Source organism: Peptoclostridium acidaminophilum DSM 3953, from assembly GCF_000597865.1.
Classification (GTDB): domain Bacteria; phylum Bacillota; class Clostridia; order Peptostreptococcales; family Peptostreptococcaceae; genus Peptoclostridium_A; species Peptoclostridium_A acidaminophilum.
Map to the genome: position 1 here is coordinate 474,652 of NZ_CP007453.1, position 16,274 is coordinate 490,925.

The window sequence follows — 16,274 nt, forward strand, 5'->3', positions numbered from 1 at the left end:
ACTTTCAAGTCTGCATTGCGGGGTTTTCTATTAGGTCGATTTTTGCCAGATCATCCTTCCTTCTTTGAATTCGTAAACAGCATAGCCTTGTGTCTTGAGGTATGAAAGATACGATTTTGCGGTATTTGAAAGCAGAAGGTATTGTGTGGCATTCAGCTCTATGCCATAGCGGTTGCAAAGTCCTGACAATATATCGTCCAGCGTTGCCGGCTCTGAGCATAGACTCAGTATAACTTGCGCTATTTCCCTGATTTTAGACTCGTTTGCATCGATAAGCAAGCTTATGTCTTCGCAGGCAGGCGCATGGCTGGGCACGTATATATCAGCTTTTAGACTTCTCAGTCTATTCAGAGTCTCAAGCTGCGACTTGACGTCATACAGATATGTAAGGTGATATTTGGAGAGTATGACATCTGAAAAGAGGCTGTCTGCCAAAAATGCGACGCCGTCGGGAGTAATTATTCCTATCATGTCCATATAGTGACCTTTAAGGCTCAGAGTCTCAAGCGGCGTTCCGGGTATTGTACCTTCTGATTCTATTATGTGTGTAACCCTAGAAGGCTTGGCCATCAGAAACTTGTTTCGCATATCATCGTCAGGAAAGCCTCCAAATAGAAAAGCCGGCTCGAGCACGGGATTTGTTATGAAGGAGGCTTCGAGAGCTGTAGCTGCGATTTCGCATTCTGTACGCTCCTGCAAGAAGGCGTTGCCTCCAATGTGATCGGCGTTTGAGTGCGTGTTTACGATCAGCTTGAGCTTCCAGCCCCGCTCCCCAAGCAGCTTTAGTATCTGTCTTCCGGATTCCTTGTCGTTGCCGCTGTCGATAAGCACAGCATCGTCTCCCTGGATATATATACCGATGTTAGCCGGTGAAGAAATCATATATGTGTTTCCCTTTATATGCTCTATAGCAAGCTTTGCCAAATGAATTCCTCCTTGTAAGATAAATATAGGGTTAGGGTTCAAAAACCCGTCCGAATGTTCCTTGATAACTTAACATTTATTGTTCAGATGAACCAGCGACACTCTTGAATGAAAATCACTAAACTTCGTGCTATAATCTCACTTGTCAGAGAGATAGATGTGCGTTCCTCCTGGATCCCTCACATCATGAGGTCTTATCCGTAAATTAGCGTGTCACTCCACAAGGACGATTCGATGTTTAGCTGGTTGGGCCACCTTCTGGTGTTACCCGTTTCAAATGCAAGGTTGTTTGGCGTCCTCAAACAAAGTGGATACTCTGATTCATTCTAAGCAGAAAGGTTGTGTTACTTTGTCCCAATTTTTAAACGATTTTGTTGTCGGAATTGATGTTTCATCAGAGTTTTCTGTAGTTGCAATGATAGCACCTTCCGGAGAGCTCATCCGCAAGCCTTTCAGGATTGACCATAATCCTGCTGGATTTAACAAGCTGCTCGAGATTCTCAAAAAAGAAGAAGAGCGGTTAAAACGAAAGCCCATCTACTTCGTAGAATCTACGGGTATCTTTCATTTACCACTCTTCTTCTTTCTGAGATCGAATGACCTCAAAGGTTTTGTCCTAAACCCTTTATGTGTCCATTCTACCAAGAATTTCGACATTAGAAAAGTGAAAAATGATAATAAAGATGCCGAGGCTATCGCAAGGCTTGCAAAATACCAGGATGTAAAGTTTTCCATGATGCCCGAGCCTCAAATTCTCGCACTTCGCATGATGGTGAGGGAATATTACTCCCGCTGTGACATGCTCACTGAGATGAAAAACAGGCTCTGCACGGATCTTTACTTGCTGTTCCCGGGCTTTCTTGATGTGTTTTCCAATCCTTTTGGAAAGACCGCGTTGGCTGTTTTAAGCGCTTATCCTTCGCCTAAGGATGTTCTAAATGCAGACCCTCAGCAGTTGCTTGAGCTCATTTCCAAAAGCGGCAGAAAAGGCGAGAAGTGGTCAGCCAAAAAAGCTCTGCAACTTCTTGAAACAGCACAGCTTTCTTTGAGTATGCCAAATGAATTCGCTCTGCTTGACTCCAAAATAAGATTCCATCTTGATGGAATCGACAGCTTTAAAAAGTGTCTTAATGCTATAGAATCACAGTTGCACACTATCATCGACTCAAGCGACTTTCCTGACACCGCTCGAAAGCACATCGAGCTTTTGGATCAAATGCCTGGCGTAGGCTTTATCAGTGCGGTCACTCTGATCGCGGAAATCAACGATTTCAGCCTATTCAAGTCTCCAAAGGCCTTTACAGCTTTCTTTGGCATAGATCCATCAGTCAATCAGTCGGGCAAGTTCACTGGCGACCGCAACAGGATTTCTAAACGAGGCACCCGCATTGGCAGAAGAGTTCTCTTCACAATGGCTCTGTCCTCAATAAGAACCACCAGAAACGGCGATTCCATAAATCCGATTCTTCGCGACTACTATTTGAAAAAATGTGTCAGCAAGAAGAAAAAGGTGGCCCTTATAGCCGTTATGCATAAGTTGCTCCACTACATTTTTGCGGTTCTTCGTGACTTAAAACCGTTTGAATTTAGAAGCCCGCAGGAGCACCAAGCATGGAGAAACAACAAGCTTCAAACTGCACCAAAACATGTTGCTTAAAAATTGCTAAAATGTAGCTTCTCCAAGGTCATTGTTCGGATTTTTCAATGGCTTGGTTTCTCATACTCTTTTTTAAGATTGAAAATTTCTAAAGAAAATCAATCAGATTTATTGACTTTTATTAGCTGGTCTTTTTAATATATAAATCTACATATATTATATCCATACAGCAATCCTAAAATGCTTGTTTCAACTGAAAAATACAATGTGAATTTGATTATATTATTAATAATATCACTTAATGTGTTTAGTCATACGCTTTTTAAGGTATATAAATAAAAATAATAAGGGGGGAATGATTATGAAAAAAATACTTTTACCTGTGGATGGATCTGAATACAGCAAGGCTGCAAGTGCTGTAGCAAGGGAAATGGCCGAGAAATTTGGCGCTGAAGTAGTTGTACTTCGTGTAGGAGAGCCTGATTTCTTGGATATGTACTATTCACGCAAAGACCTTGAAGAAACAGTAGAACATAAGATGGAGAGAATAGCTGCCGCAACAATAGAGGAAGACAAGAAGCTTTTTGAGGGTTCTACTCTCAACGTGAAGTATGTAACTGCTGTTGGCGACGCTGCTTCAAAAATACTTGATGTATGTGAAGAAGAAGGCTGTGACTTTATAGTAATAGCTACTCACGGAATGGGAGCTGCCAAGAGATTCCTTGTAGGCTCAGTTACTAACAAAGTAGTGCATCATTCACCGGTACCAGTATTGGTGATAAGATAGTATCATAAAAGAATATTAAAACCGCTTTTGCTACAATGGCAGAAGCGGTTTTTTATTTTTGCATGAATGCCCTACTTTCTTATTCATGGTAAATTGCCGCATTGAGTATACATAACTTTATTACGGTCGACAATCTATTCGTAGCTTATGAGCTCTGAAACCTCACGCTTGGCCCTCTCGTTATCCTTGAGGTATTTTTGCGTAGTGGCAGTAGAGCTATGGTCAAGTATCTGCTGGACCGTGTATATGTTTCCTGTTATCTCGAGAGACTTAGTTGCGAAAGTTGCCCTTAGCTTGTGCGGGGATATTCTCGGGTTCAGTGAAACTCTGCAGGCGTATTTTTTTACAAGCTTTCTTATCTGCTCTATGCTGAGTCTGGCAGGGCTTTTGCCGTTGCGAGAGGAGCTAAGAAACAGTGCATCTTCGCTTCCTGGTTTTATATTCGAAGTAGCCCTTTCATTTTGCATGTATTCCCTCAGCGCAGAAACTGCCTGCCTTGAAAAATACATCATCTTTCTTTTGTTCCTCTTCCTGAATATCTCAAAGTATCCCTTCTCGAAATTGAGTGACGATATATTCAAATGATGAAGCTCGGATATCCGAAGTCCGTGATAAATGAAAAGTGAAAGTATAGCTATGTCCCGGAGTTTTGTGGCTTCAAAATTTTCAAGCTCCTTTTTCGAAAGGCATATATGTCTTCCGTACGCTGTGCACTCCCCTGCTTTGGCTAGCTCAAGGACTGCATTGACCTCCTCGTCCGATAGTGTGAGTACGGACGGCGAATCGCCAGCGAGTATTTTCCTTAATTTTTCTGTTTCGTTCTTTTCTACATAGTCATTTTTGTACAGCCACGTGAAAAAACTTTTTATACATGTCTGTTTTAGAGAAAGTGTCCTTGAGCTGTTTGAGAATATGACCTTATCACCGTTTTGGGTATGCTGGACGTAGCTTCCGCAGGAGTCTATGTATTCCTGTATGTCGTCGGCGTAAATCATTTCGATGTCTGATGCGTCTATATCCATTATGCTGCTTTTTTTCACAATCCCGCTTTCAATCATGCTGGCGAGGAATGCCTGCACCTCCCTTACGTATTTGATCGCGGTTTTTATGTTGACGCTTCTTGCGCTCTCATTCCTGTAAAGGGAGTTTATGTACTTTTTCAGAATCTGCGGCGAGTTGGCCTTGAGTATGTCGAGCTTCTCCTTGAGAAGAGCTCTTTCTATGAGAATATTGTCCGGGATTTCACTTCTGTTTTTGTCTGATATCCTGAATCCTTTCATAAACCTCTCCCTTTGCATTAAAATGAATTTTTAAGTATATTAATATAATTAGTCGAGCCCTGCAATTAAAACGCCTTAAAACCGATTTAAATGGCTCTGTTTTTCAGGTTGATGTATCCTGTGCGCATTATGGAACTCTAGCCTATGTCTGTACTATATATTCTATCATCAACTATACCGATAATCTACATTTTCGGTATAGTTGATGTCTTTTAAAAACGCCAAATCGCTTTAAGGCTTAAAAAGCCTAGATCCGTTGGCGTTTTATATGATGCTTATAAATAGATGGCTACTCCGCTACTTATTATTTTTACTCAACCAATGCATAGCGATGTTTGCATATGCAGCCGCGCCTTTAAAAAGCACCGCTTCATCAAATCTTGCCTTTGGATGATGCATAGGATATATATATCCATCCTCGGAATTTCCAGCAACCATTGTCAGCATAAGGCTTGGAACCCTGTCGCTTACAAACGAAAAATCCTCCGACCCCATCAATTTGCCTCCCTGGAACGCATTTGCCATATTAATGACAGCTTGTTCGCCAAAGGATTCGACTAACGCCTCTCTAGCGGGGTCTATTACAGCTTTGTCACTATACACAGCGGGACATCCGTTTATAATATTCACATGAGCTTTTGCTCTAAAGGTTTGAGCTATGCCTTCAGCAATAGCTTTAATTCTTTCTGCCACAAATTCCCGGTTCTTCTTGCTGAATGTCCTCATGGTGCCGCTCATATGGGCAGTGTCAGGAATGACATTTGTTGTAGTCCCCCCACCCATCATGCCTACTGTTACTACCGCGCTGTCTGCCGGCGGGATTTCACGGCTGTTTATTGCCTGAAGTGCAATATGGATATGCGACATGACATATAGAGGATCGACTGTCGTATCTGGCATAGCGCCATGTCCTCCTTTGCCCTGGATATCGATCTCAAACCAGTCTGAAGCAGACGTTGTCGGGCCTGCCTCCGGAATAATAAATGTACCAGTTGCTGCGGACATGCCAGTGAACACATGAAGCATAACAGCTGCGTCAACCTTTGGATTCTCAAGAATCCCAGCGTCGACCATAGCCTTAGCTCCCTTCAAACTTTCTTCTGCCGGCTGGAACATAAGCTTAACTGTGCCCTCAATCTCGTCTTCTCTTTGCTTGAGCAGTTTTGCTGCGCCAAGGAGCATGGCTGTGTGTAAATCGTGACCACAAGCATGCATATTTCCATTATTTGACTTGAATGCTTCATCAGTCTCTTCTTTAACCGGAAGAGCATCCATGTCAGCTCTAAGAAGAATAACCTTTCCTGGTTTTTTCCCGCCAGCAGTTGCAACAACACCGGACTGACATATTTCCTGAGTATCATAGCCCATCTTCTTCAGTTCATCTTTCACAAAAGCTGTTGTAACAGGCAGATCCATGCTTATCTCGGGATTTTGGTGCAACACTCGTCTATATTCAACCAATTCCTGCTGTAATTGTTTTGCTTCTTCTACTATTCTCTTCATTTAAAAATACCTCCAGAAAATTTCAATAATAGGCCTTAAGCATTTTTAGCCATTCATCTCATTGTGCTATCACTCTATATGGATTTTGTTAACTGTTCACCGGAATTTTGTTGACCGAAAAAAAGTCCGGCGGCCGTTTCATTTAATATTTTAACATGCAGGATTACTCAATGCCACTGTTATATTTTTCGCAATTTCGCACTCTTTTGGCTGGTTTTACAGTTGGTGAGAAACTCTTATTCGGATTGTATGAATTAAATGCTTTTCACACATGCAATTTGATGATATACTTTTCTAGCAATTGTGTGCTTTAACGCGATAATTTTTTTTAGAATGAGGTGTTATTATTATGGAACAAAAGAATAAGAACGGAGCAATGAGCGCTTTCTTGAATGGAATGGAGACTGTGGGCAACAAGTTCCCTGACCCGGTATTTATATTCATGGCTCTTGCGGTAGTAATAATATTGTTGTCTGCGCTGTTTGCCTCAATGGGCCTTTCGGCCATCAACCCGACTGACCAATCAACAATCGTAGCGCAGAATCTATTGTCTAGAGAGTATATTGGCAGAATGTTCTCAGACGCAGTAAAGAACTTTACTGGATTTCCCGCCCTGGGCGTAGTCCTTATTGTAATGCTGGGAATAGGACTAGCTGAAAAGAGCGGCTATTTTGAAATAGTAATGAAGTACGTCGTGCTAAGGACTCCCGAACAGATAATAATTCCTGTACTGATTGCTGTAGCTATCATAGGAAACGCCTTCGGCGATGCGGCTCCAGTAGTATTGCCGCCGCTGGCTGCCATAGTATTCCTTAGTCTTGGACACCATCCTATCGCCGGTATGGTCATGGTCTATGCAGCTACGTTGGGTGCCTTTGCAGCCAACCTCATGCTGGGAATGAGCGATGTGCTTGTGTTCGCATTTACAGAGCCTGCAGCGCAAATGATTGATCCCAATATAAAGCTTAATGTGGCTATGAATTACTATTTTATTGCTGCTTCTACGCCGCTGCTACTAATAACAGTTTATTTTGTAACGAAAAAAATAACTATTCCTCACTTTGGAGAATTTGCTCTTGCATCGGAACACAACGAGCATGCAAAGGAGCCTACAAAGCAGGAAGTAAAGGCAATGAAATATGCAAACATAGCATTACTCTTGACTCTTGCAGCCATACTGCTGATGATTATTCCAGAAAATGGAATACTCAGAAACATTGAGACGGGGTCTATACTAGAGAATTCGCCTTTCATGAATGGAATTGGAGCTGTCATTTCGGTTTTATTTTTCATACCTGGCCTTGTTTACGGCTATGTTTCAGGCTCAATCAAGAATTCCAGCGACCTCTCGAAAATGATGGGAGATTCAATGGCATCAATGGGCGGATTCATAGTTATAGTGTTTTTCGCAAGCCAGATGATGGCATACTTTGCATGGAGTAACCTGGGAAGCATAATGGCAATAAAGGGCTCGCAGCTTCTCAGCAACGCCTCGGGCATAGGCCTTATCGCGGGCTTCGTTGTATTTACGGCATTTATAAATCTGTTTATGGGTTCGGCTTCAGCCAAATGGGCGCTTCTTGGGCCGATTTTTGTGCCAATGTTCATGCTGCTTGGCTACCATCCGGGATTCACACAGATGGTTTATCGTATAGGCGACTCTATCACGAACCCTATTACGCCTATGGTGCCTTATCTGCCGCTTCTGTTGGCAATGGCACAAAAATACGATAAAAAAGCTGGCTTAGGAACACTTATTGCAGGCACACTGCCGTATTCAATCGCAATTGGCTTGGTATGGACTATAGCTGTCATTGTTTGGTATCTGCTGGGCTTGCCGGTAGGACCTAACGCTCCTATTTCTTTAAGCTCTTGCTTAATACTTATGGGAGCTTAAATGTAGAGAGTCAATAAATTGGTATTGTTAAAAAAAGGGAGAAGCACACTTCTCCCTTTTTTTATATCAGCCATAAGAATCTGTATCTAACCGCCTCCCACTGGCGGGAACACTGCCACGACGTCTGAGTCATTAATTGTCCTCATAGCATCTCCGTCCCTTCCATTCAAAAGGAGTATGCTGACTTCATCTGCATCTATTTTCAGCATGTGGAGTATGTCAAGTATCCTCGAACCTTCCGGCATGTCAAGGAAGTATTTCTTTTCCCTACCCTCCCTGAAAGTGGCAAAAAGTCTCACTTCAACTTTCAAATCAATCACCAGCTTTACTATATGTTATTTCTCGATATAACCAATGTACTCTTCGAGTCCCAGAGTCCTGAGAGTCTCATCCGTAGGAAGGCCGTTTTCGTCCCAGCCTCTGACGCTGTAGTATTCAGGCAGAAGCACATCAAGGTGGTGAACATTGTCCTTTGACGGTCCGTCTGCTATAGGGTCTTCGAGAAGTCTCTTTGGAAGTGTATCGTCGGCCTTTGTCAGTCCTGCCTTGAGGTTGAACAGCTTCTCAAGTGTCCATATCCTGTCCCCAGCACGTAGGAGCGATTCGTTGTCATGCTCTTCTCCGACAACCGCATTGTACATATCGACATAGTCAGGAAGTCCAAGTCCGAAGGTTGTGAATATACAAAGACCCAACGAATCTATTACAGCTGTAAGGTCGTGGAACACCTTGGCATAGGCTGCTTTTCCCTCGTCTGAGAATCTGTCGAGCTTCTCGGGATATCCCAAAATTTCCGGGCTTATCATGTATCCTTTTATATGGCAGCCCCCTCTGTTGTTGACAGCGTATGTTATGCCGTGACCCTGGATTGCTCGTGGGTCATAGGCAGGAAGCTCCTGTTTCTTGACTGTCATGGAGTACTCAGGCACCCCGTAAGAATCACACAGCCTGTACGAGCCGTCAGCCATCCTGTCGCCGAAGCCTTCCCTCAGGCCTATCTTCTTTGTCCAGGCCACAATAGCCTTTGAGTCGCCCCAGTCAAGCGATACTCCGTCCCCTTTGATTTCCTCGTCTTTTATATAGCCTCTCTGATAGAGTTCCATGGCTGCTGCTATTGTAGCTCCCACGGATATTGTATCGAGACCGTATTCGTTGCAAAGCATATTTGCAACATCAACAGAGTTCAAATCATAGTTGTCACAGTCTGCACCAAATGACCAAATGGTCTCGTATTCAGGTCCTCCGCACTCAGTTCCGTCATCGAGCTTAACCCATCTGCCGCATGCTATCGGGCACCTGTAACAAGGATTTTTCTTGATCAGGTATTTTTCTGTAAGTGTTTCCCCGCTTATTTTATCTGCCTGGTCAGTGTAGGATTCCTGGAAGTTCCTAACAGGCAAAACTCCGTTTTCATTGATTATGTTGACAAGCACTGCGGAACCATATGTCGGAAGACCTCCGCCCGCAACAGGGTCCTTCATAAGTATTCCTGTTTTATCGCTGGAAACCTGCTTCGTCTTTTCATCATCGGCCAGCGCAACTTTGTTTGTTCCTCTTACAACAATGGCCTTGAGATTCTTAGAGCCAAGAACGGCGCCTACTCCGCCTCTGCCCGCAGCCCTGTCCACATCATTCATGACTGCTGCCATTAGCGAAAGGTTTTCTCCTCCCGGTCCAATGCAGAGAACCTTTGACTTGTCCCCGTGCACTTTCCTCAGGTAGTCTGTTGTCTCGGATACGACCTTGCCCCAGATTTCTGATGCATCCCTGATTTCTATTGAATCATCGTCAATGTTGATGTATACAGGCTTTTCTGACTTCCCTTCCAGAATCATCATGTCATAACCTGCGAATTTAAACTCCGCGCCCCATTTTCCGCCTGAATTTGAAATAGCTATGGTGCCTGTAAGAGGTGCTTTTGTTACAACCATATACCGGCCACTGGTTGGCACCGGGGCACCCGTAAGAGGTCCGCCGGCTATTATGAACTTGTTCTCTTCGGAAAATGGATCGACCTTTGGATCAACTTCGTCAATAAAGGTTTTTACGCCCAGACCCCTGGCACCGATATACTTTTTTGCCTTTTCCAGATCGAGAGCCTCTTTTTTAATGCTGCCGTCTGTTAAGTTGATTCTTATTACCTTTCCGCAGTAACCGTACATTTTCATGCCTCCCCAAATCGTATTTGCCTATATATACAGCAAGTTTCGTGCCAATCGTAAGGATCAGTCTTTGGGGATTGGGGTGTTCATTGTGTGAGCACTTCCGGCTTTGCATGTGTTCACTTGTTGCGCATCGTTCATTTTATGAACAGTTTATAGAGAAGTCCCTGATTTTTTTATAAAGAGTATTCCGTGCAATTCCAAGCTTCCTGGCTGTCTTGGATATGTTGTATCCGCACTCCTCTAACGCTCTGGTGATATGTTCCTTTTCTAAGGCATGCAGGTCGTAGTGCTTTTCTTCTTCAGATTTCTTTGCTGAATATTCATCATTTCTCATACAAGGCTGCACACAGGCAATCTCATCAGGGAGTCTGCCTGTGTTTAGTACAAGCTCCACAACGTTTTGGACCTCTCTGATGTTGCCCGGCCATGAATAATTGACAAGAGTGTCAATCTCCGTCTCATTAAAAACAATTTTTTTCTTACCCAGCCTTCTCGACAGTTTATTCATATAGTAGTCTACAAGAAGCATGATATCCATACGTCTTTCCCGCAGTGGCAACAGGCATACCGGAAGCACATTGAGCCTGTAAAAAAGATCTTTTCTAAACTTTCCTGATTCGACCGCCTGCCTGAGTTCCCTGTTAGTAGCTGCTATTATCCTCACATCCACAGGTATGGGTCTGATTCCTCCGATTCTTGTCACGACGCCTTCCTCTATCGCTCTTAGGAGCCTGACTTGCATGTCTATGGGCATTTCACCTATCTCGTCAAGAAATATTGTTCCGCCATCTGCAGACTGGAATTTGCCTTCACTTCCTCCTTTCTTGGCTCCGGTGAAGGCTCCCTCCTCATATCCAAAAAGCTCGGATTCTATGAGGTTTAGGGGGATCGCTCCGCAGTTTACAGCAACAAAAGGCATGTGGGCTCTGTCGCTGTAGTTGTGGATTGACTGGGCAAATACCTCTTTTCCCGTCCCCGTTTCTCCGGTTATTAGTATGGTGGATTTGCTTCCTGATATCTTTTTTGCATATTCAATAGTGTCCAGAAACTTCGGATCCTCGCCAATTATTTTCTCGAAATTGTAAACCGCCCTGCATTCGCTTATGCGTTCATGCATTTTCCTCCTTTTCCGAGACGTGCTCTCTGTAATTATATGTTCTATCGAAAAAGCTGCAGCGACGACCATGCCCAAAGTGTGAGGATGTACACCCTCTGTGTAGCCTGTGAGATTTATAACCCCGATTAGTTCACCGTCCGGGTCCATAATAGGAGCCGCCGAACATGTCCACTTGTGGTAGGCCTTTATATAGTGGTCGTCTCCAAGTATCTGTACAGGAATCCGCTCGTTTATAACTATCCCCATTGCGTTTGTTCCGATGCAGTCGTCATTCATATATGCCCCGGGAATCATTTTAAATCTGAACGCATCGCCTAGAATTCTTTCGTCTCCGACGATATTCAATATGCAACCCTGAGCGTCAGTAAGAATTATAAAAAAATCCGAGCCTCTGACAAATCTGTAGAGATGGTCAATAAATGGAATTGCAGCCAGTATGAGTTCTCTGCTTTTCTCCAGCTCGTCATCAAGCTCCCGGCCCTCTATGATTTTGCGGCTGAATACAGTATCCCTGCTCAGGCCGATCTTTTCGCAGTGTCTTTGTGATTTTTCAACCATTCCCACTATGTCATTATCCATTTCCTCACCACCCTATATTCCTATTCACAAACCCATATGTATCTCGTAAACTCTTTATTCACGCTTTTTTTTACTTTGCAGGAATCAATAATTTTAAGCTTCGCTTCGGAAATCAAAGTCGTAATATCCTCTGACGAGACAATCACTGCTCTATCAGAGATTCTTTTTGCATTTTTAATAATATTTCCTTGCTCTGCTCTTGTTATTTTACTGCATAAACCGTATGGCAAATCCACAATCGAAACATCATAATACTCGCTAATATCTTGAATGGCCTGCTGATCAACGTTAGCTGCATATCCAAAGTGTCCCAGATTCCGCTTTGCACTTCTCACCATTTTTGCATTTATATCAGAACCCGCCATGCTGTAGCCGGTAAAGCATCCTTCCAGTAAAACTGTGCCTGCTCCGCAGCAAGGATCTATGATACTCTTGGAGATATCCCCCTGCCCCGCAATATTAATCAGTACCTTTGCCATATTTATCTTTAGGGAATTTGAGTAGGTGTGGGGTCTTTTATTGTGTTCGCGCCACAAACTGTTATTCCTAAGGAGTTCACCAAAATACCAGAAGCCCTCATGAAAAGCTATCCCGTAAGTCAATTGAGGCAGTTCAGTTCCTTCAGGAGTTTTAAACTTGCCGCAAAGCTCTTTATATAGAGCCTTTCTATTAGCTGCATAGGGGTCACCGCTTGCAAATTTCAAATATTTTATGACAGAGTTTGTCGTGGTGTTTTCATCATGCTCCAGCTGTAATAACAGCTCCTCAAAGGTTGACACCTTATACCTGATTTCCAGTCGATTTTTTATATATGGGCTCATGGAGGGATTTACTGCCACATCCGAGAAAAACACTTTTTCCTTCGGCGAGGATTTAAATAATGTCCTTGCCTCTATTGCGCAAAGAGTCTCTTCATATTCCGGATAATTAAGATTGTACAAATATGCCTTGTCTTTCATTATTCCTCCAGCAAATAGATTTTAGTTGACGCCTCATTTTCGTGATGCAATGACTTTCTGGTATGGCTGCTATTTAGCCTCAGTGCTGGTCTATATAGTTCTGAAAGGCATTGTGATATGTTTCCAGATTTGTATCCTGAGGATCAGTTGGCTCACTATCGCCTGGCTTCATGTTTTTTTCCGAGTTTAGTTGATTTTGCGCATTTTTTCGATCCGTACTACACTAAATTCAGGTTTTATTTATCTAGATATAAATCAATTTCTAACATGGTTGGTGTATGATCTTGTCTTTCACCAGAGTCTAGCATCTCAGATTTAACAACCTTGTCAGCTAACCTATCACTAACGAGCCAATAATCAATCCTCCAGCCAGAATTATTTATTTTACTTGTTTTTACCCTTTGTGCCCACCACGAATACACACCCGTCATATCACCATGAATATGTCGAAAAGTATCTGTAAAGCCTTTGTTTAACAGACTTGTAAAGCCTTCACGTTCTTCATCTGTAAAACCTGCTGACCTACGATTATTTTGTGGATTCGCTAAATCTATCTCTCTATGGGCTACATTATAATCCCCTGTTGCTAAAACTGGTTTCTCTTTATCTAGACTCTGAATATATTCAGCATACTTTTCATCCCAAACTTGTCTTTCTTTCAACCTTTTCAGATCATCACCAGCATTAGGGGTATATACCTGAGTAAGATAAAATTCTCCGAAATCTAAAGTCATAATCCGTCCTTCTGAATCCATAGTATCTGGAGCCTGAATCTCAGGATAAAAAACTTCTGGAGAGTACTTATTTTTATATAAAAACATAGTTCCTGCATAACCTTTTCTAGCCGGTTCCTGAGAACTTCTCCATTTATACGAATATCCTTTAAAATTCTCCTCTAAACGTTCCATCTGCTTCTTACTTGGCCCATTAGTGGGTAATTTAGTTTCTTGCAATGCAATTACATCTGGATCTTTCTCCAAAATTGTATCAATTACTTTTCTTGTAAGCACCGCCCTATTTGAATCACTTGTTAATGCTGCATTTAATGAATCGATATTCCATGAGATTAATCTCAAATTACTCCTCCTCGTATACTATGATTAAAGGCGAATTACCAAATGAAAATTGGTAATCGCCAATTGTACCTTGATAATCGAATGTTTGCTTAACTCTTTTCCGTTATGAATATAGACCTACAACCAAGCTTGTTCTTCATGTTACTATCTTTCTATGGACATCAAACACTCGGGAAGCTCTAGCCCCTCCTTGCGGCCCTTTTAAGGTGACTGCTTGCCAAAGACTGAACCCTTGGAATGTTCCGACTAACCTCTAAACCGTATGTTGTTCACTCGCCTTAAGTGATTGACATTTTACCGTATGTCTATTATAACCAAATATTGACTCTCTGTAAAATTGAACTACCCCCACTTAACCTGACGGCTTGAAGTGGGTGATTCCTAAGAACACCGCCCTAGCGGGCAGTTTATTATTAGGCTAACCCCGTGGTCCCCACGGTTAGAAGCCTTAGGGCTTCGTTTTTAAGATTTATGCTTGCGTTAAGGTCCCTGTCGTGATTTGCGCCGCATTCAGGGCAAGTCCACTCTCTAACAGAGAGATTCTTAACGTCTTTGTTCTTGTAACCGCAAGTAGAGCATAGTTGGCTTGAAGCGAAGTTCTTAGCAACAGCAACGACTTGTTTGCCGTACCAGTTCGCTTTATATTCAAGCATAGTCCTAAATTGCGCCCAAGACACTTCGGATATTGCCTTTGCAAGTTTATGATTCTTTAGCATGTTGCTTATCTGCAAATCTTCTATGCCGATGATGTCGTGGTTTTTGACTATATCGGTAGAGATTTTATGCAGGTAGTCAGCCCTTGCATTGGCGATATGCTCATGAAGTCTTGCAACTTTGACTCTTTGCTTTTGCCAATTGTTTGAGAACTTGACACGCCTTGATAGTATGCGTTGTTCTCTTGCAAGCTTGGCTTCAAGCGTTCTGAAGAACTTGGGATTTTCGTATACTGTGCCATCTGAAAGTATGGCGAAATCTTTCAGCCCTACATCTATTCCGCATGAAGAATCAGACTTAGGCAGCTCTTGCACCTTTGTTTCAGCAAGCACAGATACAAAATATTTGCCCGATGGATTACGCCTTACAGTGGCACTCAGAATCCTGCCTTCAACTTCTTTGGAGTTAGTGAAACGAACAAGCCCAAGCTTAGGCAGTTTGATTTTGTTGCCTACTACAGCTATGTTGCCATTGGTGTATTTTGTAGTGTATGACTGCACCTTGTTTCTTTTAGACTTGAAGCGTGGAGCATCGTTTTGCTTCTTGAAAAAACGGTCAAAGGCATCGCTAAGGTTTTTTAGAGAAGATTGCAGGGCTATGCTGTCTACTTCCTTGAGCCATACAAGCTCTTTTTTGAGCAAAGTCATTTGAGCCGAACAAGTGTTGTATGTCATACCCTTGCCTGTTTGCTTATAGACATCATTCCAAGCATTTAGAAAGTAGTTGAATACAAAGCGGCTACAGCCTATTGTTTTGGCTATCAGTTCTCGTTGGCGGCTATTCGGATATATGCGGAACTTGTATGCCTTATTGACTAACATTGTTTTTCACCTCCGTGTATGACATATAAGCCTAATTGCTACTATTATGTGTATACCCTTAGAGCAGATACAAAAAACACAACTTGAAAACATTAGGCGATTTATCCCCCACCTAAAGAGGTGGGAGTATTCTCGCCCTAATATGAATAAAACCATTAAAAAAGACATCTCCAATGTTCCATGTGAGATGTCTTTTTTAATGCGAATTATTTATTCTAATGTTGAGGTCAATGTCTGATTCCATAATGCACCACCTTTAATAGTATTTAGAATTCAAAGCTGCCGCATCCAAAGTAGTTGTAGTTGTTTTGAGAAAGCTCATATCTTTGCTCTGAAGCATTGCCTGATTCGTTCTCAAGAGAGCTGTAGTCAGCTGTAGCAGAGAATACGTCGTATGCATTTTCGTTTGAATATCTTTTTTCGTTTTCCATAAAATTATTCCTCCCAAATTTTAAATAGATAATTAACCTTGTAAGTTTACTAAAGCCGGATACTAATAAAGTTCGAAGCTGCCGCAGCCGAAGAAGTTAACAGGTGCGTTTACAACATCGTTTCTAAGCTCTTCCTCGAATGATTTGCCGCTTGTAAAAAGTGAGCTGAAGTCCACGCTGTAAGAAGCAGGCTCGAAACATTTTTCATCTGAGTACATATCGAATTTCTTTTCCATAATAATATTCCTCCCAAGTAATTAAGTATGATTGACATTGTGAATACACAGAATATTCTGATAATTTAGAGATAAAAAAAAGCGCTCGCCTCTATGAACGTGTATAAGACATCCATAGGGACGAAAGCTTATGCTTCGCGGTACCACCCTACTTTGCGGATTAAAAATCCGCCTCGCCGTTCAGGTCA

Annotated in this window: 14 protein-coding genes and 1 other annotated feature (1 of these 15 running past the window's edge); of the genes, 3 read left to right on the forward strand and 11 right to left on the reverse strand. The window is 42.4% G+C overall.

Annotated elements, in window-relative coordinates; translation table 11 throughout:
- Positions 1-30: 30 nt before the first annotated feature.
- Positions 31-924 carry an MBL fold metallo-hydrolase gene (locus tag EAL2_RS13210; RefSeq protein ID WP_025436829.1) on the reverse strand — a complete coding sequence of 298 codons (894 nt, stop codon included), beginning with the start codon at positions 922-924 and terminating at the stop codon, positions 31-33.
- Between the two features lie 349 nt (positions 925-1,273).
- Between EAL2_RS13210 and EAL2_RS13215 the strand changes: the two genes are divergently transcribed.
- Both EAL2_RS13215 and EAL2_RS13220 read left to right on the forward strand, forming a co-directional pair.
- Complete coding sequence (locus EAL2_RS13215) at positions 1,274-2,581, forward strand: IS110 family RNA-guided transposase (RefSeq protein ID WP_025434457.1); 1,308 nt, start codon at positions 1,274-1,276, stop codon at positions 2,579-2,581.
- Between the two features lie 301 nt (positions 2,582-2,882).
- On the forward strand, positions 2,883-3,308 hold the full coding sequence (locus tag EAL2_RS13220; RefSeq protein WP_025436830.1) for a universal stress protein: 426 nt from the start codon (positions 2,883-2,885) through the stop codon (positions 3,306-3,308).
- Between the two features lie 134 nt (positions 3,309-3,442).
- Here the strand turns inward: EAL2_RS13220 and EAL2_RS13225 are convergent, their stop codons facing one another.
- Together EAL2_RS13225 and EAL2_RS13230 are read right to left on the reverse strand one after the other, a co-directional pair.
- A complete protein-coding gene (locus EAL2_RS13225; protein ID WP_025436831.1) occupies positions 3,443-4,588 on the reverse strand; it encodes a tyrosine-type recombinase/integrase in 1,146 nt (381 codons plus the stop codon).
- Positions 4,589-4,885: 297 nt separating this feature from the next.
- Complete coding sequence (locus tag EAL2_RS13230) at positions 4,886-6,091, reverse strand: M20 metallopeptidase family protein (protein ID WP_025436832.1); 1,206 nt, start codon at positions 6,089-6,091, stop codon at positions 4,886-4,888.
- A 349-nt stretch (positions 6,092-6,440) separates the two neighbouring features.
- On the opposite strand from EAL2_RS13230, the gene EAL2_RS13235 reads away from it, so the two are divergent.
- Entirely contained in the window at positions 6,441-7,988 is a 1,548-nt protein-coding gene (locus EAL2_RS13235) for an AbgT family transporter (RefSeq protein WP_041693223.1), read from the forward strand.
- An 86-nt stretch (positions 7,989-8,074) separates the two neighbouring features.
- Here the strand turns inward: EAL2_RS13235 and EAL2_RS13240 are convergent, their stop codons facing one another.
- The 8 genes from EAL2_RS13240 to EAL2_RS15590 form a co-directional block, all read right to left on the reverse strand.
- The gene (locus EAL2_RS13240; protein WP_025436834.1) at positions 8,075-8,299 is read right to left on the reverse strand and encodes a MoaD/ThiS family protein; all 225 of its coding nucleotides are present in this window, start codon (positions 8,297-8,299) and stop codon (positions 8,075-8,077) included.
- Between the two features lie 24 nt (positions 8,300-8,323).
- On the reverse strand, positions 8,324-10,150 hold the full coding sequence (locus EAL2_RS13245; RefSeq protein ID WP_025436835.1) for an aldehyde ferredoxin oxidoreductase family protein: 1,827 nt from the start codon (positions 10,148-10,150) through the stop codon (positions 8,324-8,326).
- A gap of 142 nt (positions 10,151-10,292) precedes the next feature.
- Positions 10,293-11,849, reverse strand: coding sequence for a sigma-54-dependent Fis family transcriptional regulator (locus tag EAL2_RS15080; RefSeq protein ID WP_025436836.1), 1,557 nt, complete (start codon positions 11,847-11,849; stop codon positions 10,293-10,295).
- A gap of 20 nt (positions 11,850-11,869) precedes the next feature.
- Positions 11,870-12,808, reverse strand: coding sequence for a TRM11 family SAM-dependent methyltransferase (locus EAL2_RS13255; protein WP_025436837.1), 939 nt, complete (start codon positions 12,806-12,808; stop codon positions 11,870-11,872).
- A 236-nt stretch (positions 12,809-13,044) separates the two neighbouring features.
- Positions 13,045-13,884: an exodeoxyribonuclease III gene (locus tag EAL2_RS13260; RefSeq protein ID WP_025436838.1), complete on the reverse strand. Its 840-nt coding sequence runs from the start codon at positions 13,882-13,884 to the stop codon at positions 13,045-13,047.
- A 413-nt stretch (positions 13,885-14,297) separates the two neighbouring features.
- The gene (gene tnpB / locus EAL2_RS13265; RefSeq protein ID WP_025436839.1) at positions 14,298-15,419 is read right to left on the reverse strand and encodes an IS200/IS605 family element RNA-guided endonuclease TnpB; all 1,122 of its coding nucleotides are present in this window, start codon (positions 15,417-15,419) and stop codon (positions 14,298-14,300) included.
- Positions 15,420-15,685: 266 nt separating this feature from the next.
- Positions 15,686-15,850 carry a hypothetical protein gene (locus EAL2_RS15585; protein WP_158408946.1) on the reverse strand — a complete coding sequence of 55 codons (165 nt, stop codon included), beginning with the start codon at positions 15,848-15,850 and terminating at the stop codon, positions 15,686-15,688.
- Positions 15,851-15,912: 62 nt separating this feature from the next.
- Entirely contained in the window at positions 15,913-16,086 is a 174-nt protein-coding gene (locus EAL2_RS15590; protein WP_158408947.1) for a hypothetical protein, read from the reverse strand.
- Between the two features lie 113 nt (positions 16,087-16,199).
- Positions 16,200-16,274 (reverse strand) — a binding site (T-box leader) (it continues 161 nt past the right edge of the window).